16 protein-coding genes are annotated in these 24,038 nt (G+C 36.7%); 1 reads left to right on the top strand and 15 read right to left on the bottom strand.

Going from position 1 to position 24,038, the window contains the following annotated elements; genetic code table 11:
• Positions 1 to 2: 2 nt before the first annotated feature.
• The 13 genes from IGK27_RS03100 to IGK27_RS03040 form a co-directional block, all read right to left on the bottom strand.
• Positions 3 to 1,265 carry a glycosyltransferase gene (locus IGK27_RS03100; RefSeq protein WP_033626500.1) on the bottom strand — a complete coding sequence of 421 codons (1,263 nt, stop codon included), beginning with the start codon at positions 1,263 to 1,265 and terminating at the stop codon, positions 3 to 5.
• Complete coding sequence (locus IGK27_RS03095) at positions 1,262 to 2,845, bottom strand: hypothetical protein (protein ID WP_002358815.1); 1,584 nt, start codon at positions 2,843 to 2,845, stop codon at positions 1,262 to 1,264. Before IGK27_RS03095 ends, IGK27_RS03100 begins: the two co-directional genes overlap by 4 nt.
• Positions 2,835 to 4,355, bottom strand: coding sequence for a membrane protein (locus tag IGK27_RS03090; protein ID WP_002385037.1), 1,521 nt, complete (start codon positions 4,353 to 4,355; stop codon positions 2,835 to 2,837). The genes IGK27_RS03095 and IGK27_RS03090 overlap by 11 nt, the downstream gene beginning before the upstream one ends.
• A 13-nt stretch (positions 4,356 to 4,368) precedes the next feature.
• Positions 4,369 to 5,577 (bottom strand): hypothetical protein, encoded by a 1,209-nt coding sequence (locus IGK27_RS03085; RefSeq protein WP_002385036.1) that lies wholly within the window; start codon positions 5,575 to 5,577, stop codon positions 4,369 to 4,371.
• A gap of 81 nt (positions 5,578 to 5,658) precedes the next feature.
• The gene (gene dnaI, locus IGK27_RS03080) at positions 5,659 to 6,588 is read right to left on the bottom strand and encodes a primosomal protein DnaI (RefSeq protein ID WP_002355760.1); all 930 of its coding nucleotides are present in this window, start codon (positions 6,586 to 6,588) and stop codon (positions 5,659 to 5,661) included.
• Positions 6,588 to 7,997 (bottom strand): replication initiation and membrane attachment family protein, encoded by a 1,410-nt coding sequence (locus tag IGK27_RS03075; RefSeq protein WP_033626501.1) that lies wholly within the window; start codon positions 7,995 to 7,997, stop codon positions 6,588 to 6,590. The genes dnaI and IGK27_RS03075 overlap by 1 nt, the downstream gene beginning before the upstream one ends.
• A 15-nt stretch (positions 7,998 to 8,012) precedes the next feature.
• Positions 8,013 to 8,495: a transcriptional regulator NrdR gene (nrdR, locus tag IGK27_RS03070; protein WP_002381296.1), complete on the bottom strand. Its 483-nt coding sequence runs from the start codon at positions 8,493 to 8,495 to the stop codon at positions 8,013 to 8,015.
• Between the two features lie 178 nt (positions 8,496 to 8,673).
• Entirely contained in the window at positions 8,674 to 9,273 is a 600-nt protein-coding gene (gene coaE / locus IGK27_RS03065; RefSeq protein WP_002358808.1) for a dephospho-CoA kinase, read from the bottom strand.
• Positions 9,270 to 10,112: a DNA-formamidopyrimidine glycosylase gene (gene mutM / locus IGK27_RS03060; protein WP_033626502.1), complete on the bottom strand. Its 843-nt coding sequence runs from the start codon at positions 10,110 to 10,112 to the stop codon at positions 9,270 to 9,272. Before mutM ends, coaE begins: the two co-directional genes overlap by 4 nt.
• A 99-nt stretch (positions 10,113 to 10,211) precedes the next feature.
• A complete protein-coding gene (gene polA / locus IGK27_RS03055) occupies positions 10,212 to 12,860 on the bottom strand; it encodes a DNA polymerase I (protein WP_002355755.1) in 2,649 nt (882 codons plus the stop codon).
• Positions 12,861 to 13,047: 187 nt separating this feature from the next.
• Positions 13,048 to 13,959 (bottom strand): aldo/keto reductase, encoded by a 912-nt coding sequence (locus IGK27_RS03050; protein ID WP_002355754.1) that lies wholly within the window; start codon positions 13,957 to 13,959, stop codon positions 13,048 to 13,050.
• A gap of 68 nt (positions 13,960 to 14,027) precedes the next feature.
• Positions 14,028 to 15,452 (bottom strand): helix-turn-helix domain-containing protein, encoded by a 1,425-nt coding sequence (locus IGK27_RS03045; protein ID WP_002358806.1) that lies wholly within the window; start codon positions 15,450 to 15,452, stop codon positions 14,028 to 14,030.
• A gap of 123 nt (positions 15,453 to 15,575) precedes the next feature.
• On the bottom strand, positions 15,576 to 17,720 hold the full coding sequence (locus IGK27_RS03040) for a heavy metal translocating P-type ATPase (protein WP_002355752.1): 2,145 nt from the start codon (positions 17,718 to 17,720) through the stop codon (positions 15,576 to 15,578).
• Positions 17,721 to 17,846: 126 nt separating this feature from the next.
• On the opposite strand from IGK27_RS03040, the gene IGK27_RS03035 reads away from it, so the two are divergent.
• Entirely contained in the window at positions 17,847 to 18,545 is a 699-nt protein-coding gene (locus IGK27_RS03035) for a helix-turn-helix domain-containing protein (RefSeq protein WP_002381295.1), read from the top strand.
• A 69-nt stretch (positions 18,546 to 18,614) separates the two neighbouring features.
• Here IGK27_RS03035 and IGK27_RS03030 read toward each other — a convergent pair whose 3' ends face one another.
• Positions 18,615 to 20,621 (bottom strand): KUP/HAK/KT family potassium transporter, encoded by a 2,007-nt coding sequence (locus IGK27_RS03030; RefSeq protein WP_002381294.1) that lies wholly within the window; start codon positions 20,619 to 20,621, stop codon positions 18,615 to 18,617.
• A 333-nt stretch (positions 20,622 to 20,954) separates the two neighbouring features.
• Positions 20,955 to 23,600, bottom strand: a complete 2,646-nt coding sequence (locus tag IGK27_RS03025) for a calcium-translocating P-type ATPase, PMCA-type (RefSeq protein ID WP_002358801.1) — start codon at positions 23,598 to 23,600, stop codon at positions 20,955 to 20,957.
• Positions 23,601 to 24,038 lie beyond the last annotated feature (438 nt).

The raw sequence follows: 24,038 nt of genomic DNA, 5'->3' as shown, positions 1-24,038 counted from the left end.
CCTTATTTAAATCGTTCAGTTTTGTACCATTTTGTTTGTGTTTGTTTATGAAAAACATTTTCTTTAATATACATCACCATGCCATAAGCGGCGACTACTAGCCACATCTGACTGTATGTAATATACATCAAGGCAATAATTAAGATATTCTCTAAAGTCATTTCGCCTTTTTCGGTTGTAATACTGACAAAAGTACTGAAAATAAATAACAAAATCGCTAACAACCATAAGGAATTGCTAAATCCTTGCAGGGTCGTTGTTAAGTAACCAGACATTGATAAAACTAACATGATGTCTGACAAAACGAGCGATGTCATTAAGAGAAAATAAATGGACAAGAAATATAAAATATCAAAACGGATCCGACTCGCTTTAGGATTAAACAATAATTTAGCATTTTTAACAATGACATAAATATTGCCTTTGACCCATCGCGTCCGTTGCCGGAACCAAACTGACAAAGTTTGCGGCTCTTGCTCCCACGTCACTGCTTTTGGTTGAAACTTAATTTTATAGCCCATCATATAGATGCGGAAACTGATTTCTGTATCTTCGGCTAACGCTTTGTCATCCCAGCCGCCAATGGCTTCAATAATACTACGACGAACAATGAAATTTGTACCAGGAATCGTGCATAACTTAAATAATTGAAAACGACCGGCTTGTGCCATCCATTGAAAGGCCAGTGTCTCGATATTAATAAAGCGTGTCAACAAGCTTGCATTGCGATTTCTCGTTCTAAATTTACCAATAACCGCGCCGTATTCCTCACTAGCGATTAACTCTCCAACTAAATAACGGAGTGCATTCGGTTCAGGTGTATTGTCCGCATCATAAATGGCAATCACGTCCCCCTTGGCTTGCTTGAAACCAATGTTTAAGGCATTAGACTTACCTTTCCCACCTGTTATACTGTCTGTATTAATAATCTGCAAATTTCGATTAACCGCCTTTTTTTGGACATTCGCTAAAAGCTCGGCACTATTATCACTTGAGTTGTCATTAATCACAATAATTTCATAGCGATCTTGCGGATAATTAAAATTCAATAACGCTTCAACTGTTCGCACAATGACAATTCCTTCATTATGGGCCGGCACCATAATTGAAACAAACGGCGCGTCTTCATCCTCTACAGGTGGTGGTGCGACAGGATCTGTTTTTAAATAATAAACATAGCCAAAAATAACTAAGAGAATATTTACAATTAGTAGACTCCAAATAATGATAGTTGCTGTTAACATTACAATGTCAGCAATGGTCATTTGTCTTCCTCCTTATTAATATATTTCGACCGATAATTCTTTCGTCCAATCATAAACAAAATAATCAGGATGATTAAAGTCAGCGTGACAACGCCAATCAAAATATTGTTTGTAATACTGAAAAAGAATGAAAATAAGCCTGTAAATCGTTGTTTTTCAACTGTTGAGGCCCCTGTATCAGCCAAACCATTGACAATTTGATTGTTTAAGAAGAACCGATTATTCCGAAATTCGATTTTCTGCGTTTGTGTTTGAACAGTGAAATGTTGATCCGCTTCTGAAACACTAAACACTATTGGTGCTTCCTTGACTTCTTGAATTAGATGATCCACTTCTTTTTTAGAATTTGGAAATGAAAAACTAATGGTGGTCGGCATTGGAAATCGATAGTCATTCGGATTATCTTTATCCGTCCATTCAATCCCCGATAAATAATCATACGGTAAATCAAACAAAGCATTCTTATAAGTGATTGATTCTCCCGTTTGGTTCCGATAAAAAACGCGTTCAATCGGCGGATTTTCTCTTAGAATCACTGTATCACTAATTGCTAGACCATCCTCTTGGTATTGAAGGTCTTGATTCCAGTATCCTGGAGCAGAAATGCCTACTGGATAGACATGTCTGTCGACCAATAAACTAATCTGCTGCTCCATCAATTGTTTCAAGGCACGTTGGTCATTTAAATCAACATTGTTAACGACCGGTGTTTCTAAGAAAATAACCCCCGTCGAAGCAAACGCACGTAACGCATTCGTAAATAGTTTATAAGGTAAAATCGTATTGTTTTGTGAAACGCTCGTACTGGATAAAATATAAGGATACGTGGTTTTAACTAATTCTTCTTGCAAATAGGTTGCCACAGACATATCTCTTAACGGGTTAAAATCAGAAATCGTCAAAAACGGCCGTGACATTTTTTCACTTTCCAGCCATTGACTAATCACGTCCAAGCTTTCTAAAAAAACAGCGCCTTTGCGTTCAAACATTGGTAGAAAAGCATGCCCATTCTCAATTACACCAAATGGATATTCTTCTGGTGCTAATTCTTGTGTTTTTAATCGGCCAACTGTCTGACCTTGCGTATTTTCCAGCACAACTGATTGATCTTGAAAAGGCAATACTTGAGAAAAGCGGTTTTTTTCATCTTCTAACCGATATTGACGATGACTTAATTCTTTCCATGTACCGCTAAAATATTGTTTTTCATCGTCACGCATGTTTCGACCAATGTGTAATTGTTTGCCTTTAAAATGAACTCGATCTGCTAGAAAATCAGAGGCAATAACGCCGGCTTGTTCAGGCCAATTCACCATAGAAATCAAACTGTCATAGCCATCATTTAGCAATTCTCCAGGCACATAGTCTGACACCGCCACGCTCTGAACTTCTACTCCAAAACTCGTCAACACTCGTTGTAAAGCATCCACATCATTTTCTTTTTTCCCAGCAATATTCAAGCTGTCATAGACAAGTAAGACATGTTTACTTGGTGCAGCCAGCGCCGGTTTGGCAAAGCCAAAAAAAACGAAAAAGAGTAAGAAACACACCCAGCCAATAAGATATTGTTTATTTTTCAATTCCCTCTACCTCCCCAATGACTTGTGGTGTTGTATCTTGCCACATTCGTTTACCAATAACATCAGAAACAATTTGTAACAAGAGAAAATCTAAAAATACTGAGACTAAAAACAAATGACGTACTAAGTCACTATCCCCATCAATAATAATTGTTGAAATGAAAACAACTAATAAATTAAGATATATCCCTGTCATTAAAAAGAAGCGAAAAACTAATCTGGGTTCGTTTCTCTTGAGTCCTCTGTATAAACCAACGCCATATAAACCAAACAGAATCACGCCTAATAATAGATAGAAAGCAAAGTTTTTAGGGAAAAAACTGGCTTTAATACGGTTATACACCATAAAAAATTTAGATTGTTCCAGCGGTGCACGCCCCGTCGTTTTCTCAAAATTCCCCACATTATTAGGCTTTACTAAGTAAACATTTGGGACCGCTGAATTCAGTCCTTGCCATAATTCAGATGGATAATTTAAATAATTCAATAACACCCATCCAAAACTCGTTTTATCAAAAAAATCTTTTTTCATTTGTTCAGAAGTTGGTGATACAGGACTGTATTCTTCAAAGTAGGAACGTCCCTTTTGCAACCCATATTGCGGGTTGATTCCGCCCTCTGACATCCGTTTATCTGGAACCTTACTATCCTTCATTACACCGCGCGTCATACTGTGGTAGACATCACGTTCATAGATATCGTTAGGAACGATAAAAGCTGCTAACGTTGTAAAACCAATCAACGCAATTAAAAAGGCCGTCATTGACAATCGTTGGTAACGTTGTGACAAGTAGACAAAAAATCCTAATCCAGCAATAATTACGCCAATAATCAGCAAATATTCTTGGCGTGTTGTTCCTATTAAAAGTACTACTGCTTGTGCCAAGATAACTAAAACTATTCTTCTGAGCCAAGTTCGTGGTTTCGTCACCCGATAAAAATAGACTGAAAATGCTAAGACACTCACAGAAAGTAAAAAACTCGTCGCTTCTGTATAAAAGGAATTAAAATAAATCGTATAGGAGGTATCCCCCAAGATGAAAATAACCAACAAGGAGATAAGATAACTTTTTTTCAAAGATACGCCTTCGGTTAAGCCTCGTACCAGAATATAAATTGACACTAAAAAACAACTAAGATAAACGAAACCTAAGAAACGAATATCGAAAAGTGTTTGACTATAAAAAAGTTTATTAAGCCAAATGGCAATGGTGATGAAAAATTGTTGAGTGGAAACAAAGTGCGTCGTTGTTTCATTAAAATAACGCATAATCGAAAAGTCCTTAACAAAATAGGCCACATTGTCGTAGCTATCACCATTGACACGATAAAGACTATTTGAATTTAACACACGAAAATACTCGCCATTATCTCCCAAGCCATTAATCGGATAAACGAATAACAAAATGCTTGTCACTAACCCAATCCCTAAAACGGCCAAAAGACTTGGAGAAATATAACGACTCAACCATTCAAAAGCCGAGTTCATGTATTTTTTGATCTTTTCCATGCTTTCACCTCATCTAGAAATCATAGGCCAAAAGAGCCATTAAGTTATTATAGGAATAGACTTGTTTCGTAACTTTATCACCAAATCCTCCATAAATCGGACTGCTTGAATCCATAATTTGAAAATTATTAAGTACTGTAATTGCCGCACGATACAACTCTTTGTCATTTTCGGCAACACCAATTAAAGCCGCTATCGCATAACTGGCTGCAGATTGATTTTTATCCACGGGCGATCCATTTAAATCATACGAGTTAAATAGCGTTCCTTGCTGAACTTGTTTTCGTACAAAATCAATACTAGTCTGTTTCGCCATACCCACTTCACTTAAATGAACAATCGTTAATAAAGATTCAATAATATTAAGTGTTCCGTTGTTTTCGTATTTATTTGTTTGATGATTAAACTTCGTTTGATAAAGAGGTAAATCATCAGAAATATAGCCATCGTCTATTAATTGGTAATGATATTGCAAATAGTCTGCTGAAATCCCAAATTCTTTGTATAAATAACCCAGCGTAATTAAGTCAATATAAAACAAAGAAGTTTCTGAAGACTGTTGTTTTGATTTACTATCGTAAAAATCAATTAGAATATTATCTTTCATAGAGGTTTTCATAAAACTCTTGCCTAATTTTTTAATTTCTTGATCGTACTGATCTGTTTTAAAATGACCCCCTGCTTCAATTAATGAACGAATGATCCGTAAATCATCAATCGAGGCATTGACATTGTATTTATTGCCTTGTTCGTCAATTCGGTAACTAAATTGGACGCCGTCGTAAAAGGTGTCTTTCGTCTGCTTGTAAAAATTATCAAAACGTCCCTGCGTATCAAAAGCTAAATTACGCAAATATAGACCTGAAGACTCACTTAGCAGCTCATGTCCTGTGGCGACATCTTTGCGTTCAGCATCTGGTAAATAGTTGGTTAAAAAACCGCCGTCTGTTTTGAGCCGGGTTTCAATAAAAAACTTCAACAAATCTTTGCGTTCAGCGGTTTCTTTTGTGTGAAATTCATGTTTTGTTAAAAAATGTTGTTTGTCTGTCGACATTAAGCGTTGAATTTTTGGATTCACTTTTTCCACCTCTACTTTATAGGATTTTTCTCTAAACAAAAGAAAATATCCTCCCAGAAGCACCACGAATACCCCAATAAAAATCCAAAGTTTTCTCTTCATTGTTACGCCTCTTTTCCTCACTTCTTTATTGTCAGTGTACACAAAAGTACTTGTTTTTGCGAAACTTACGCTACCTCTTCAAGCGCAAGAAAAAAAGCAATCCATAAAAATAAAAGGATTGCTTTAACCGTTTCGTCGATCATTTCCTGTCATCGTAATCTCTTTTGACAGATAACGCACACGTTCCATAATTCGTCTGGCTTTTAGCGGCTCTTGTTCTCCTCGTTGCGTCACGGTTAAATGCTCTTCTAAAGCTTTTAAATCTAGATTGGAAGAGAAAAAAGTAACTAATTGTTCTTGCATTCGGTATTGCAAGATTACGCTTAAAACGTCGTCACGAATCCAACTAGTCATGGATTCCGCACCAATGTCATCAATCATTAATATAGGGGATTTTTTTACTGCATCGAGCTTTTCACCAACTTGATCGCGACCAATGGCTTGCTTCATTTCTACTGTAAATGTTGGAAAATGAACAATTGTCGTAGTAAATCCACGTTCTGCTAAAGCATTAGCCATCGCACCTAATAAGAAAGATTTTCCTACACCGAAGGGGCCTTGTAAATAGAGCCCTTTATGAAATTCTTTTGGTGTCGCAGGATATTCTCTTAAAAATTGCATTGCTTCTGCTAACGCTTTGGCTCGACCTTGAGAAGATGGATCGAAATCTCGTAAATTTGCTTCTCGGACATCTTTTGGCATGTCCATTGCCCTTACTCGATTACGAATTTCTTCTTCCTTCTGACGGGCGATTAAATCAGCCGTTGGGACATACGTTACATCAATGTAATGAAAATTCAACATCAATCTTGGCTCATAGCCTGGAGCAATCATTGCCGGATCGTTTAATTGAAATTTCTTTTTTTCTTGAACAAATTCATACAGCTTAGCATAACTTTTACGAATATCTTCATCGGTTAAACGCTCTCGGTTTGCTTGTATAAAGGCTTGAACATCTTGATCTTTCAATACTTCGTTAACCAGCTCTTCATATCGTTCATTGATGTCACGCTTCTGGATAATTTTTGACATTTCTTTTCCTACGTCTTCCATCATTGGTCACCTCCTTGGTTTAAAAATTCTTGAATTTGTCGATCTAACTCGGCTTGTTCTTCTGGGGAAAGTTTTGTTTCATCGTTTGGCTGATCTGCCCATTCTGGCAATCGCTCTTGTCGAACAGTTTGGCGTTTCCCTGAATAATTTTGTTGTCGCTGTTTTTGTTTGGTTTGGCTTTGTTTTGCCAATTCTCTGACATGTTCAATTGCTTTTTCTGGTGAATGAATGCCACTTTGTCCCCATTCATTCGCAATTCGATTCACATACTCCGCTTTTAAAGTCGGTTGTTGTTGAATGTTGTAAACATAGTTAATCAAAATATTAATCACACTAGTCGGTAAGCCTGATTTGGCAACCAAATATTTCACTAATGAACGTTCTTGTGGTGTCGTATAGCCGCCTCGACTATTTTTTAAAGCTTCTAAATATTGAATAGGCGGATTCTTTTCACTATCCATAATCATTTGAATATCCAGTTCAGAAAAACCATTCATTTTTAATGTGTTATATCGATACGTTTGTTGCTCTTCCACCGTCAATTGTGCTTGCTTGTTTGTCACTACGTTTGTTGGTTGTGGTTTTTTATCAGGATCAAACGCTTGATGAATCGTTCGCACTAATTCCTTAGGCAAAATTCGACTTGTATAATAGTCAAAGGATTTCGAAGCAAAGTCTACCATATCTAACTCATTGATGCCATATAATTGATGAAAAACATAGACTTCTTCTTGAAAACTAGCCTCATCTTCAGGCAGTTGTAAACCTAAACGGTGCAAACCTTCCACAAAATAGTGCCAATCAAAAGAATCCGTTGATACAGAAATTTTCTTCGATTTTTCTTGTTGAGAAAAAGTTTCTTGAATCGTTGTCAATCGGTTCGCTTCGGAAACAATTTGTTCTTCTTTAAAGGCATAAACCTCTTGAAAGCTAGCGGAAACATTTTGATAGCCCTCTGTTTTGGTAGGATGCGGTTGAAACTTTTGCACTAATTGATCAAATTTCCGTTGTCCAACCCGATTAAATAACACTAAAGCTAACACTTCATCTTTAAAAAAACGAGCGGCTGTTTCAGGTGCTTTTAAATAATATAAATAACAATCTCCTAATTCCCGATCTGTTTTTTTATACGTTTCTAGCAACCCAATGCCTTCTAATTTGTAGCAAGCTTCTTCTAATTGTTGGCAACTCAAGTCCAGCAAACTAATTAAATCTGCATGAAACAGCGAGCCATTCTCCTCTGAGTCTTTTGTTTCAGATAACAAAAGCCAATATAAACTAAACGCATTGGCGCCGACAATTGGTTGATATAAAAAGGTTAAAACCTCTTTCTCTTGATCAGAAAGCGGTGAATCAATAACCGCTTGAAAAATATTTTTTGGTTGGATTCTTTGCCGATTTCCTTTCAAAGAAAGACCTCCTTTTTAATTTTCTGAGTCAGGAGAAGAAGATTTTGCTTTGTCGACAATGTCCTGTAACTCTTTCAAAAACACGCTCATATCTTTGAATTGTCGATAAACACTCGCAAAGCGGATGTAGGCAATTTCATCTAGATTGACTAAATCTTCCATCACATATTCACCGATAAGCGTTGTAGAGACTTCATTTTCCCCTAAACTACGCACTCGATTTTCAACATTATCGACAATTTGAACCATTTGTTCCATAGCAACGGGTCTTTTTTCCGCAGAGCGAATGAGCCCACGCAAAATTTTATCACGATTAAATTCTTCACGATCCCCATTTTTCTTGATTACAAGTAATGGCGCCGCTTCAATTCTTTCAAATGTAGTGAACCGATAACTGCAATTTTCACATTCACGACGACGGCGAATTGCACGTCCATCATCTGCTTGACGGCTATCAATAACACGGGAATTATTATGATGACATCTTGGACAACGCATAACGTTCACCTCTTCTATTCTGTATAATTTTTGTTGCCTATATTATAACATGAAATTGCGCTATTACTAGGTCTTTAGAACTGGTTCTTAGTTGAATCTTTGCCATTCTTTAATAAAAACAAAGACTTTCACTGTTTTTCTGAAATTTTCAAAACATTTTACGCCATTTAAAAAATATTCACTTCTTTCCAGTTTGTTCCTCTAGCCACTTCTTCACTTGTTGTTCCGTTTCTTCTCTAGTTCCTTGATTATCAAAAACGATATCTGCTCGTTCTTTTTTCATTTCAATCGGCCATTGGCTAGCAATTCGTTGTTGCGCTTCTTCTTCTGTTAATTGGTTTCGGGCCATCAGACGCTCTTTTTGAATCTTTTCTGGTACATATACCACAGCAACTTGATCCATAATCGCCTCATAATGAGCTTCATAAAGCAGAGGAATATCAACAATAACCAGGGAGGCTTTCTTTTTAGCTTCTTCAATTTGACGTAAAATTTCTTTTCTTAAAAAAGGTTTCAGCGTTTCATTTAACAGCTCTCTTTTTTGAGGACTAGCGAAAATTAATTGTCCTAATTTTTTCCGATCCAATTCACCAGTTGTTAATACTATTTCTGGTCCGAAAGTTTCAACGATTGCGGCTAAGGCTGGTTGCCCTTTTGCAACAATTTCGCGGGCGATAATGTCGCCGTCAACAATTGGATAACCCGCTTTTTTAAAAAGAGCAACAACCGTACTTTTACCTGTCGCAATCCCTCCTGTAATGCCTAAAACTTTTGTCATTTCAATCGACGACCTTTCAATTGTTGGCATTGTGGACAATAATGCGTACCACGTTGTGCCACTTTTGTTTTAACAATTGGCGTACCACAACGATTGCAAGGTAAGCCTGTTTGCCCGTAGACATTCAACGCTACTTGAAAAGTCCCTGCTTCTCCTAACGCGTTTAGATAGGTGCGGATGGTGGTTCCACCTGCTTCAACAGCGCGTGCCAAGACGTCAATGATTGCTTGATACAACGTAGCAACTTCCGCAGGTTTTAAGGAATCTGCTGGTTGTTCTGGATGGATTTGCGCTTGCCAAAGTGCTTCATCTACATAAATATTCCCCAAACCCGTCACTAGCTTTTGATCTAACAGCAATGGCTTAATTGCTTTATGATGCTTTTTCAAGCCTTGTTGAAAAGTAGCTAATTGGAAAACGTCTGGTGTTGGCTCTGGGCCCAAAGCTAAAATCCCTTTATATTGATGACCTTGATTCTTAGGAACCAATGTCATACGCCCAAATTTCCGTACATCTAAATAACGTAATTGCGTGCCATCTGTAAAAGTAAACATTACATGGGTATGTTTGGCAATTTCATCATCAGCCTGATGAAACTCATATTTTCCTTCCATCCGTAAGTGAGAAATCATATCATTATCAGACAATTTAAAAATCAGAAATTTTCCTCTTCGCTCAATCCCTTCAATCGTTTGACCAGCTAATTGACCTTGAAATACATCAACTTCTGGTGATTCAATAATTCTTGGCCAAAAAATAATGACTTCTTGAATGGTTTTTCCTACAACAAGTTTTTCAAGTCCTTTTCGCACTGTTTCTACTTCTGGTAATTCTGGCATTATTTTTGCTCCTTTATATAAAGAGGTCTGAACGCTTAGATACCAACGTCCAGATCCTACTTATCCTTATTTTATTCATCGTTCTTAATGGGTAAGCTATTATTTTGCTTCATACCATGTTTTTCCCCAACTGCTATCGGTGATAAGTGGCACATGTAAGGAAACTGCGTGCTCCATCACTTCTTTGACGAGTTGATTTAATTGTTCTAATTCTGATTCTGGTACTTCAAAAACTAATTCATCGTGCACTTGTAATAACATTGTTGCTTGTAATTTTTCTTCTTTTAAACGACGCGCCATTTCAATCATCGCAATTTTTAAAATATCTGCGGCACTTCCCTGAATCGGTGTATTAATCGCTGTACGTTCAGCGAACGAACGTAGATTAAAGTTTCTTGAATTAATATCACTTAAATAACGACGGCGATGATACAATGTTTCCACATAGCCTTTGTCTTTGGCATCGCGGACAATCTCTTCCATGTACTGTTTCACGCCTGGATATTTTTCAAAATAGGTATCAATATATTGTTGCGCTTGTTTTCTAGTAATGCCTAAGTTTTGAGACAAGCCATAATCACTGATACCATAGACAATTCCAAAATTCACCGCTTTAGCTTGACGACGCATGTTAGGTGTGACATCTTCTGCTTTTTCAACACCGAAAACTCGCATTGCAGTGCTGGCATGGATATCTTGTCCTTCCACAAACGCTTCTTTTAAATGCTCATCATTAGAAATATGCGCGAGCACACGTAACTCAATTTGAGAGTAATCAGAAGAGAAAATCAACCAATTATCCTCTCTTGGTACGAAGGCTTCTCTAATTTTTCGGCCTTCTTCTAAACGGATAGGAATGTTTTGTAAATTAGGATCTACTGAGCTTAATCGTCCTGTTTGTGTCAGTGTTTGTACATACCGAGTATGAATTTTATTATCTGGCTGAATTACTTTTAAGAGTCCTTCAACATAGGTCGATTGAATTTTGGCAATTTGACGATAAGTTAAAATATCTGCCACAATTGGTGCTTGTTCTTTTAGTTGTTCTAAAACATCTACCGCTGTTGAATAGCCAGTTTTCGTCTTTTTGATCACAGGTAAGCCCATTTTTTCAAATAAAATAACGCCTAATTGTTTAGGTGAATTCAAATTAAATTCTTCGCCAGCTTCTGCATAGATTTTTTCTTCGATTTCTTTCAGACGTTCTGAAAATTCTACTTGCATTTCTTTTAAGCGCGTGGCATCAACACGGATCCCAGTTATTTCCATATCGCCTAAAATACGAGAAAGTGGTAATTCCATTTTATAGAATAAATCAGCTTGATTCTTTTCTGTTAATTCGCTATCTAATTTGCTTGTTAAAAATTGAATTGCTTTAATTTTACGTGCTAAGTGACCAAAGAAAACTTCTTCGTCCTCTGGCAAGCCTTTTTTGGCCCCTTTTCCATAAATGGCTTCATCAGATTGAATCGCATCATATCCGTAATGTTGTGCTACACCTTCAATATCAGCGTTATTGTCATTGGTATCAAGTAAATAAGCAGCCAATAAAACATCAAAGGCAATCCCTGTCATTTTTCCTACATAGCGATTTAGTGCAACGTACGTCCGTTTTGCATCGTAGACATTTTTTTTACGTGTCTCATCCATCAACCAGTCAATAAATGGCTGACTTTCAAAAACAGCTAAATTATTCGTGGTATAAATCTTCTTGTTGTTGCCCCAAGCAAGGCCGACAATCGGTGACGTATGATAGTTATCTTCCATCATCTCAACATAAAGAGCCATATCGTCTGTAAACATTTCATTGGTTAACTGATCTTCGACTACTTCAAATAAAATATCTTCCATTTCAACAGGTTCTTCTGTAATGTCCAACTTAGCTAAAAATTGTTTAAAGTCCATTTCTTTATAAAAAGGAACCAATTTTTCTAAGTTTTTCCCTTCATATGCCAAGTCTTCCACATTGACTTCGACTGGTGCATTGACTTCAATTGTCGCTAAACGTTTAGAAAGAAAGGCTTGCTCTTTATCATTAATCAAGTTTTCTTTCATTTTGCTTTTTTTCATTTCATCGATATTCTCATAAACCCCTTCAACTGAGCCATATTGTTTTAACAGCTTAATCGCGGTTTTCTCACCGATTTTCGTTACACCTGGAATGTTATCCGACGTGTCGCCAGCCAACCCTTTCATATCAATAATTTGCTTAGGCGTTAACCCATCATATTTTTCAGCAATATGCTCAGGCGTATATGATTCAATATCGCTAACTCCTTTAACAGTGATATCTACTTTGACAGTGTCCGTCGCTAATTGTGTCAAATCTCGGTCCCCTGATAACACGACAACATCAAATTCATCTTTATCAACTTTGTTGGCTAATGTACCAATAATATCATCTGCTTCATAGTTAGGTAGTTCATAATATTTTACGCCTAAACCTTCTAAAAGTTCACGAATATACGGCATTTGTTCTTTAAATTCCCCAGGTGTTTTTGAACGTCCGGCTTTATATTCTGAATAAAATTCTGTTCTGAATGTGGTTTTCCCTGCATCAAAAGCGACTAAAACATGAGTAGGCATTTCTTTTTGCATTACATTTTCAAACATATTGTTAAACGCATAAATAGCATTTGTATGCAAGCCGTTCTTATTTTTGAATCGTTCTAATGAGTTATGTAGCGCAAAAAATGCACGAAAGGCTACACTGTTTCCATCAACGAGTAATAATTTTTTTTTGGTCATTTTTTTCCCCTCATCTTTAGCAAACTAGTTTCCTTTCTATTTTAACAAAAAACTACAGAATTTGCAGTAGACGGCGATTGCAGAATGAAAGAAAAAGGTATTTGACATAGTTCCTTAGTGACAACTATATCAAATACCAAAATCAATCAGCAATACACGCTGGATCTTCACAAGTATGAGAATCTTTTTACGGCAAAACATTTCCCGCTGCACGATAAATATCGTACCAATCTTCGCGACTAATCACAATGTCTGCTGCTTTAGCAATTTCTTCAATTCTACCAAGATTCATACTTCCTGCGATGACTTGCATATTAGCAGGGTGGCGCAGAATCCAGCTGCTGGCTAAACCAGTTGGCGTTGTTTGATATTTTTCAGCCAATTCGCTTAATTTTTGATTTAACTCAGGGAATTTTTCATTTCCAATAAAGACACCTTCAAAATAACCATATTGGTACGGTGACCATGCTTGAATAGTCATTTGTTTCAACCGTGAATAATCTAAAATACCATGATCATAATCAATGCTTCCTGATATTTCCATATTTGTTTGTAAGCCTTGATCCACCATGCCAGTATGCTTGATGCCAAATTGTAATTGATTGGCTAATAACGGTTGTTTAACAGCTGTTTTTAAAAGTTCAATTTGTCCTGGCGTTTGGTTACTTACACCAAAATAGCGAACTTTTCCTTGTTTTTCTAATAAATGAAAAGCTTCAGCTACTTCTTCTGGTTCCACTAAAGTATCTGGACGATGCAACAATAATGCATCGACTGAATCTACACCTAAACGCTGTAAACTCCCTTCGACCGCTTCTAAAATATGTGCTTTTGAAAAGTCAAAAAAGCCTTGACGAATCCCACATTTCGTTTGTATAAAAATATCTTCACGACGAATGGTACTTTCTTTTAAGGCCTTACCAAAAATGGTTTCGCAGTCGCCGCCACCATAAATGTCGGCGTGATCAAAAAATGTAATGCCATGATCATAAGCAGTTTCAATTACCTGTTGAGGATTTTCAGCACCATTTAAGCGCATACATCCTAAGATAACCGAAGAAACTGTTTCGTCACTTGTACCAAATTGCAGTTGTTTCATTTTAATATCCTCCTCATCCATTCCTCTTACTTCTTCATTTTAACACTATTTAGACAAAATTGGACTTCTTACGATAGATTCGCTTCGACTTTTTCAAAAAAAGCAGGAGATAATTCCTCTGGCAAATAAACAACTGTCTCAGAAGAAAGCGCTACGTTCATCTGAAACAAATGATTGACAATTAAGAGGTGTGCTTGGTGAAGTTGATACGCTGGTTTTCCATGAATAATTGTAATATTCTTTTTTTCACTGAAATAGCTTTTTATAGATTGCCCCAACGCTTGTTCCTTTTCTGGAGGAAAGTCCGTCAATAGGCAAATAATATATTTTTTTTCATATAAAATCGGGTTAAATAAATCTAGGATGTGATAAAAATAGCAACTCGTCAATTCCCGTTCTTTTACTGAAGTAAAGGCTGGGTATAGGCGTTTTAAAAGCCTAATTAGTTTCTGTAATCTGTGCCAAGTTTGATGATAACGTACAGCGAGTGTTTGTTCCTGTTTATGAGCTGGCAACCATGCTTGTCCGTCTAATAAACTATTCATATGCGTACTTAAAAATCGACATAAATGAATTTCTTGATAATTAAAATGATGTTGTGTAAAATTTCTCCTAATTTCTTTCATAATAAAAATAGCTGTTTTTAAGCATAAACTTTCTATTTTCATTTGCTCATGAATAAAATACTTTCGCGCTCTCTTGCCAAAACAACCACCAAAATGTGCTTCAAGAATCACAAATAACGCTTTTTGTTCTTTAAGAGACATAAAAGAAGTGCTCAACACTTCCACACGAAATAAATAAAAAAAAGCACTTGTTTGTTGAAATAAATTAGCATTTGGCACTGAAATTTCATGCCCGCCTCTATATCGTTTCTCCCAAATATAAATTAGCCAACTAAGATGATTCTGTTGTGCTACATTTAAATCCAACTCAAAAAAGGTAATGATTTTCCGAGTCATTTCTCTGTTTTCTTCTAGACAGCTTTCTTGAAAAAACAAATAAAAACAAAGGATTAACTGTCGAATTTGCCATTCATTGCCAGTTAAATCGTAATGTTTTTGACGTACAATAATATCAAAATTAACTAGCCAACGTCGAATATTAGAAAGTTTCTTCCGAAGAGTTGATTCCTGTAATCCCAATACCTGGGTCAATTGTGCATAATTGATTCGCTCTTCAATTAGACAACGTAAAATATAAAATTCGGGAATAAAATAACAAAATTTTTGTCTAAACCGAGCCAAGCCACAAACGCATAATTCACGATATTTTACAATTCCTTTGGTCGTTGTATAAATCTTACAAAGCCCTTCTATCTTAAACGTTTCCTGCTTTTTTTCAAAACGTTGAATGTAACAATGGATGGTTTTGTCGCTCACCTTTAGTTTTTCTGCAGCCATCAAAACAGAAAATGTCTGCTCTTGTTGCAGTAAATCCAACAATTCTAACATATTTTTATGTTCAAAAGACAATAATTCCTTGAAATCCATATATCGTCCCCTTTCACTCCCTTGTTATAAGAATACGTCAAATAAGGCAAAAATTTTTTTAAGAAGAAAAAAATAGAGAACAAAAAGTATTGATTACTTTCCGCTCTCTACAATTATATCGAATTATTTTTTTGAAATATGCAGTGTCATAGCATTTGCTGCTACAATAATTGTACTTAATGACATCAAGACAGCACCTACAGCTGGATTTAAAACAATCCCAATTGGTGCAAGAACCCCAGCCGCTAAAGGAATGGCGACAATATTGTACCCAGCTCCCCACCAAAGATTTTGGATCATTTTACGTCGTGTTTGTTTGGCTAAATCTAAGAACCTTAAAATATCTTTAGGATCACTATCCGTCAGTACAACATCTGCCGAATCAATCGCTACATCTGTACCAGCGCCTATCGCAATGCCGATTGAAGCACGGGCTAAACTTGGCGCATCATTAATACCGTCTCCTACCATCATGACCTGATGTCCCTCAGTAAGATATTGTTGCACAATTTTTTCTTTATCTTCTGGTAAGAGCTCTGCGTAGTATTCCTTCATTCCTAAATAATTAGCAACTGCACTGGCAGCTGTTTGATTATCCCCCGTTAACATGACTGGCGTAATGCCTTGCGCTTGTAACTCTGCAATAAATGTTTTAGCTTCTGGTTTGACTTTATCTCCTAAAGCAAGCAGTGCGACTAATTGACCAGCGATGATTAAATAACTCAAGGTATTTCCTTGCTCCTGATAGTTTGTTTTAATTGTTTCATCGAAGGTTAACTGTAACCGTGCAACTTCTTTTTCATTGACTATTTTGACTTCTTGGTTTTGAACAGTAGCAACCAGTCCTACGCCTGATAAAGCTTGCAGATTATGGGCTTCATAAGGTTGAACGGCTTGTTTATTTAAATAGTTCATGATCCCAATTGCCAACGGATGATTTGCATTTTTTTCCAATGCCCCAATATATTTAAGTGCTTCTTCTCTAGTAAACTGCTTACTCATTAATTCTAAGCCAGTAACTGTAAATTGTCCTTCTGTTAAAGTTCCAGTTTTATCCAGCAACACATATTCAACCTTATTGGCTTGTTCTAATGCATTCCGATTTTTTAAAAGTAAGCCATTTTTAGCAGCAATGGAGGTACTTCTAGCAATCACTAAAGGAATTGCTAAGCCTAACGCATGGGGACAGGCAATAATAAAAACTGTAACCATTCGTTCAAATGCTAGAGACAAATCTTTCGTTACGAGTAACCAACCGATAAATGCTAACACACCTACGAATAAGGCAATATAGAATAACCACTTGGCTACACGGTCTGAAATGGATTCTAGTTTTGATTTTTCCGATTGCGCTTGTTTAACCATCTCCATAACTTTTGACAGGTAACTATTTTCACCCGTGCCAGTTACCGAAATTTCAATCATTCCGTTGCCATTGACAGCTCCACCAATCACGGAGTCACCAATGTTTTTTTCTACTGTTTTTGATTCCCCTGTAACCATCGATTCGTCGACTGTTGTGCTTCCTTTCAAAATTTTACCGTCTGTCGGAATTTTATCTCCCGAACGAACAATCAAGCGATCGCCTTCTTGGACATCTTGCAAAGGAATTTCTTCTTCCCCATGTTCAGTCATTCGCTTGACTGTGTCAGGCAACAGTTCAGCCATTTTTTTCAAGGCATCACCAGCATTAGAAATAGCATTCATTTCAATCCAATGGCCTAAAAGCATAATAACAATCAGAGTGGCTAATTCCCAGAAAAAGTCCATCACGTGGGCCTGATTCGTAAAATGATTCATGTAAAACGCATATAAGCTGTAAAAATATGATACCGAAATCCCCATCGCAATTAACGTCATCATTGCTGGACTCTTTTGCTGTAATTCCATTCTAGCGCCACTTAAAAATGGTTGTCCACCATAAAAAAATAGCACAGTTGCTAAAATTAAGACCAACCAATCAGAACCTGGAAAAGTAAATTGAAAAGGTAATTGAAAACCCATCATTGGTGAAAGAACAATAATCGGAATAGCTAAAATCAATGACAGCCAGAATTTTTGTTTAAAATTCCCCATATGCATTGAATGATCCATTCCCTTCATTCCTTCATGTTGGTGTGACATAGCCATTTGTTCATGCGCCATGTCATGATTCATGTGATTCATTTTATCGTGGGACATTGTTGGCTGTTTTTCCTGGTGTTGTTCATGATTATGTTTTGCTGACATATGATCCCTTCTCTTCTTAAGTATTTTCATCTTAAGCATAGCACAAGATGAAAATTGTTAGAAATAATTACTTTTTTTAGTTTAGAAAAAAAAAAGAGCCGAATTTTGCGTATGTATATTTTAAGAACACCTTATCCTCATATTTATTACAAAAGGAGTGTTTCAATGAAAATTACTACAAAGCAAGTCGGGGCGCGCATGCGTGAAGCTCGAAAAAAGAAGAAGTACACTTTACGTTATTTAGCCAATAAAATTGGTTTATCTAGTGGAAGTACAATTAGTAACTGGGAATTAGGTTTGAATTTACCCAATAAACGATACTTAAAAAAAATCGCTAAAGCCTGCGATACAACAGTAGATTGGCTACTTTATGGTGATTTCGATCGATTTGTGCGCCAGCTATTAAAAGAAAATTTTCAAAATAAACAACTGCTAAAACCACCTTTTTTTACTCAGTTGATGGGACGTTTATCTGAAGAACAGCTATCCTATCACGATTCCTTAAAAATCATGATTCAAGCGCAAAAGTTACAGCAGTCCTTTTATGCTTTTCCTTTAACAGTAGAAGCCCCCTCTCATTCCCAAGAGAGTATTTCTATTTATGAACCAACAACTGCAGAAGAACAGTCTGACCAATCTTATTATCATCCGTTTATTTTGTCGGAACTACATGAATTATTTACACATTCTCAAAATCCAGAATTGGATTATTCTCTGATTATCGCTTTTCTTCCTTTGTTAAAAGTAGATCAATTAACTGAACCACAAAAAGAAGTCTTACTGGCCATCTTTAAGCGAATGAATTCCTTTAAAGACCAAACACTTTTAAATGAATTCTTTGTGGAATTACAGTATTTACTCTGATTCTACAAAAAAGATTGAGCCATGTATCTCAAGGACCTAGGCTCAATCTTTTAGTTAAATTTCTTCTATTTATGAACGATTCTTTCGTTCGACTAAGTGCGTTTTCCGTTGTGGGCCAATGATTAAAGGAACAGATTCATATTTGACTTCACTGTATTCCAAGCCAAACCAACTTTCAGGAGAGGTAGTTAAGTTTTTAATAGCTAATTTTGCCTGCATAATTTGTCGATCCCATTTTTTCAGTTCAGAAACGTTAGATAATTCTTCTTGAATTAATACAAATTGGAAATCGCCAACTTCTCTCCCTGGCGTTAATGAATAACGTTGTGGCTGTTTTGGCAAGCGGCCTGTTTTCATCAAGTCATGAACAATTTGTCTTAAATATACATTCACTTCTTGAGAAATATGGAAGCCTAAATATAGCTGAACTTGCACAATAAAATCAGTTCCTAGCATGTCAACAGAATACTCTTGAGTAAAGGGTTCATCTGTTACCTGAACATTAACAAACCAATAAACGTTCGCTCGTTTTGGTTGTTTGTCCAAAATCGAATAAATAATATTACGATTAATTTCGCCGTCCACTCGATCGGAGGTTAAAAAGACCACGTTGGTTTGATACATAGGTACAGATGTATCTTCTTTCAAAGCTTTAAGTTGTGGTACATATTTTTCCAGCGACACTTGTTCCGCCGTTGCTTCCTTAATCTCGTTGCCGCGTTCCCAAATAATCATGATGCATAACAAGAAGACTGCCATTCCCACAGCAACATATCCACCATGGAAAAACTTCGCAGCACTTGAAAAGAAAAAGACAACTTCAATGGCAGCAAAGAACAAGGAAATTAGATACGCAGACCAAGCTGGAATTTTATCCAAAAGATAAAACAACAATAAAATGGTTGTCATTAACATCGTAATCGTAATCGATAGACCATACGCAGCTTCCATGTGTGTCGATGTTCTAAAAGCCAGCACGATTGCTGAACAAGCTAACCACAAAATTAAATTTACCGCTGGAATATACATTTGACCGATATTGCTCCCAGGATAAATAATTTTAAGTCTTGGTAATAACTTCAATTTAATCGCTTCAGAAACTAAAGTATACGAACCTGATATTAACGCTTGCGAAGCAATCACTGCGGCGATTGTTGCAAAAACAACGCCAAATACGAGAATACCTCGTGGAATCATTTGGAAAAATGGGTTAATTTCAGCTAATGCCTGCATTTCAGGGTTTTCTTTGACCGTTAACAACCACGCAGCTTGCCCTAAATAATTAAGAATCAAACAAATCTTAATATACGGCCAGCTAATGCGGATATTCATTTTTCCTACATGCCCTAAATCAGAATATAAAGCTTCAGCACCAGTTGTAGCCAAGAAAATATTCCCTAAAATAAATAGACCTAATTTATTTTCTGGACTGACTAGTAATTGCAAAGCATAATATGGATTTAATGCACGAATAACTGTCCAATCTTGGCTAAAATTCATTAAACCAATGATGCCTAAAAAAGTGAACCACAAGAACATAATCGGCCCAAAAGCTTTCCCGACCAATTCTGTTCCAAATCGTTGAACAGAAAAAAGAATTAAAATAATCGTCAACGTAATAACCACTATAATCGTTTGGTCATTGCCAAAACGTTCAAAAAATGCCGGAATCCCCCGTAAGCCTTCAATCGCTGTCGTCACTGTCACAGCTGGGGTCAAAACGCCATCAGCCAGTAAAGCGGCGCCGCCAATCATTGCGGGAATAATCAAATACTTACTTTTTTTACGAACCAATGTATAAAGAGAGAAAATCCCACCTTCTCCATGGTTATCAGCATTTAAAGCAATAACAACATATTTAATCGTGGTTAAGATAGTCAATGTCCAAAAAATTAATGAGACCGAACCTAAAATAAACGATTCAGAGACCCGTGCCAAGCCACCATTATCTCCTACAATGGCTTTCATTACATATAAAGGGCTCGTTCCAATATCTCCATAGACAACGCCCATGGCAACTAAGATCCCTGCCATCGTAAATTTCCGACGATCAAACCCCTCTGCTTTGTGTAACACAATACTTTCCTCCTACAAAAGAAATGACTTCGTTTAGTTTAACCAACAGCTCCATAAAAACTTTTAAAACTCTTTATTATATAACGTTTTATATATCTTTTTCATTAGTCAAAAAGCGCTTTTTGACTAACGATGCTACTCACTATAATACGTTTTAAATCGTTTAGCAAGTCTTTTTATTAGAGAATGTTCATCTTAGATAAGAAACCCACCTATTTTGAAAAAAGGAAAATCAAAAATAAGTGGGGCAGCAGTCGAAACGACTGCTGCCCCACTTGCTAACTATTAAGATAATTTTCTGAACAAAGGTAGCTCCTTTTATTCCTGTTAAATTTAAATCACTTCTTCTTCCTCTTCGACTTCAGAGAAATGGAACTTAATCATTTCATTGACGAAAATTGGCACAAAGGATAGGAAAATTGCTAACATCCAATGATTTAAACTAATATGCACTAATCCAAATAGTTCTTGTGTGAATGGTAATAAAGCAATGGTTGTGGTAATTAGTAATGCTAAAACGACCATTTCAAAGAGCGACTTGTTGCTTGATAATTTTACACGGAAAACAGAGTTCGCACTACGAACATTAAAGACATGTAAGATAGAGGAATAAGCTAAGATTAAAAATGCCACTGTTTGTCCAACTTCATAGCTGTTTGAAACATAGGCTGAAACACCTGGTACAAAGGCACCTAGGTAAAAACCAAACAAAGTAATGACTGTGAACACTGCTGCATTAATCCCAATCTTTTGCCATAAGCCTCGTGCAAAAATCCCTTCGTTTTTAGGGATTGGTGCCTCATCCATAATTCCTTTTTCCGCTGGTTCTTTTCCTAATGCAAAACCAGGTAACCCATCTGCGACCACGTTAACAAACAACAGTTGAACTGCAGTAAATGGCGCACCCCAACCAAGTAACATGGCAATTAAAACAATAAAAATCTCAGAAATATTACAGCTTAATAAGAAGTTAATGGCTTTACGAATATTTCGGTACACGGCACGTCCTTGCGCCACTGCATCAACAATAGTTGCAAAGTTATCGTCCGTCAAAATCATATCTGAAGCGCCTTGGGCCACATCTGTTCCAGTAATCCCCATTGCGCAACCGACATCACTAGCTTTCAAGGCTGGCGCATCATTCACGCCATCTCCGGTCATTGCTACAACAGCGCCAGAACGTTGCCATGATTGAACAATTCGAATTTTATCTTCAGGGGTTACACGCGCATAAACGGATAAATCTTTAACCCGTTTATCTAATTCTTCATCACTCATTTTTTTCAGTTCTGAACCAGATAAGGCTTCACTTTTATCTTTTAAAATTCCTAATTCTTTAGCAATTGCACTGGCTGTTACCACGTGATCACCAGTAATCATGACTGTTTTAATTCCAGCTTTTTTCGCACGAGCAATGGCGCCCTTACTTTCTGGACGTGGTGGATCAATCATGCCAATTAAGCCTAACAAGCGAAGATTTTTTTCTAAAGCCTCTGATGTAATTTCCTTGGGTGGTTCATCATATACGGCATAACCGACAGCAATAACTCGTAACGCTCGTTTTCCGAAACGATCATTAACAATAGCCGCTTGATCGACATCTCCGAAACCAAAACGAGGTAGTAACACATCAAAGGCTCCTTTAGTAATTGAGATGTACTTTTTCCCCCATTGATGGACCGTAGTCATCATTTTTCGTTCTGAATCAAAGGGAATTTCACCAATACGAGGATATTTTTCTTCAAGTTCTTCTTTAGTATGATAATTTTCTTCGACAGCACGAACAATTGCCGCTTCTGTCGGATTCCCTGTAACAGTTAATTCATCGCCTTCTTTTTCCACAATGACATCTGTACATAAAGCAGCCATTTTCAGTACTTCCATGGCTTCATCGGTCATGGCATCTTCCGTATCCGTTACTTCATCACCACGATGCCATACTCGGCGGACGCGCATTTTATTTTGTGTCAGTGTTCCTGTCTTATCAGAACAGATAACATTCGCAGTTCCTAGCGTTTCTACTGCTGGCAATCGACGAATAATCGCATGTTTCTTAGCCATTTTTTGAACACCATATGCTAAGGTTAATGTTACAATCACGGTTAGTGTTTCTGGTACAGCTGCCACCGCTAAGGAAACGGCTGTCATAAACATTTCAAGAAGCGGTTCTCCTTGCAGTTCACCAATAATGAAAACAATTGCTGCAGCCCCTAAGGCTAACAAACTAATACGTTTGCCTAATTGATTCAAGCGTTTTTGTAATGGTGTTTTTTGCTGATCGCTGTTATTCAGTAACCCAGCAATTTTACCCATTTCTGTATTCATTCCTGTTGCAGTTACTACTGCTCGTCCGCGGCCATTCACAACGGTACAGCCTTTGAAAATCATATTTATTTGATCTCCTAAGCCATCATCGTCATGCCCCACGTATGTAGGATCTTTTTCAACAGGTTCACTTTCACCTGTTAGTGCTGACTCTTCTACGCGCATTTGAGAAGCTTGAATAAGTCGTGCATCGGCTGTAATCATTGAACCAGCTTCAAGAACTAGAACATCTCCTACTACTAGTTCTTCAGCATCGACTTCGATTACCTTGCCATCTCGTAAGACTGCACTACTTTGCTTGTTCATGTCTTGTAAAGCCGCCAGAGATTTTTCAGCATTTCCTTCTTGAACAATGGCTAAAACAGCATTGATAATCACAATTGCAATAATTAAGATTCCTTCAAAATATTCGCCATGTTCTGTTACGATTGCTGTATAAAACGAAATTGCCGCAGCAACTAATAAAATAATCGTCGTAAAATCAGATAAACTGTGAATGAATTTCTTTAACACAGAATCCTTCTTAGCCTCTTCAAATTGATTGCGGCCATTTTCTTTCAGCCGTTGTTGGGCCTCTTGTTGTGTTAAACCAGTTTCAGTATTGACTGAAACTTCTTTTGTGACAGTATCGACAGTTTGCTTGTAAGCTTCCATCCTATTCCCCCTCTAATTTTTTCTTCCTATATAATAGTGTCTCTATTAAATATAACATGATTTTTTTTGAACACGCAACTTTTTTCATCTTTGGCTTAGCGTTCTCTCATATGTCCAGAAAAAACTGGTATTTTCGTTGTTGCTACAGCAATGTTTCTATTTGATTATGGGAATTTTATGAAAAAAGAAACGAATTCAGCCAAAAAGCAATGGACATTTTTTTCATTTTGTCTGATAAAAAAATAGTTTATTTCTATATATTCAAAACAAAACAACAAAAAAATACAATGTTATTTAGTTCGCACGATTATTTATTTTACATGTTATAAAATAACCAGAAAAATATTATATTTAATCTTATTAATAAGTGTTATAACTTGCAAACGTTTTCAAAAAGTGCTATTCTTTAAGTGTAAGGAGGACATGCTAATCAATTGG

The organism is Enterococcus sp. DIV0236 (genome assembly GCF_050558525.1).
Classification (GTDB): Bacteria; Bacillota; Bacilli; order Lactobacillales; family Enterococcaceae; genus Enterococcus; species Enterococcus faecalis.
The sequence above is the reverse complement of the archived record's forward strand: the minus strand, read 5'-3'. Positions and strand labels throughout refer to the sequence as shown.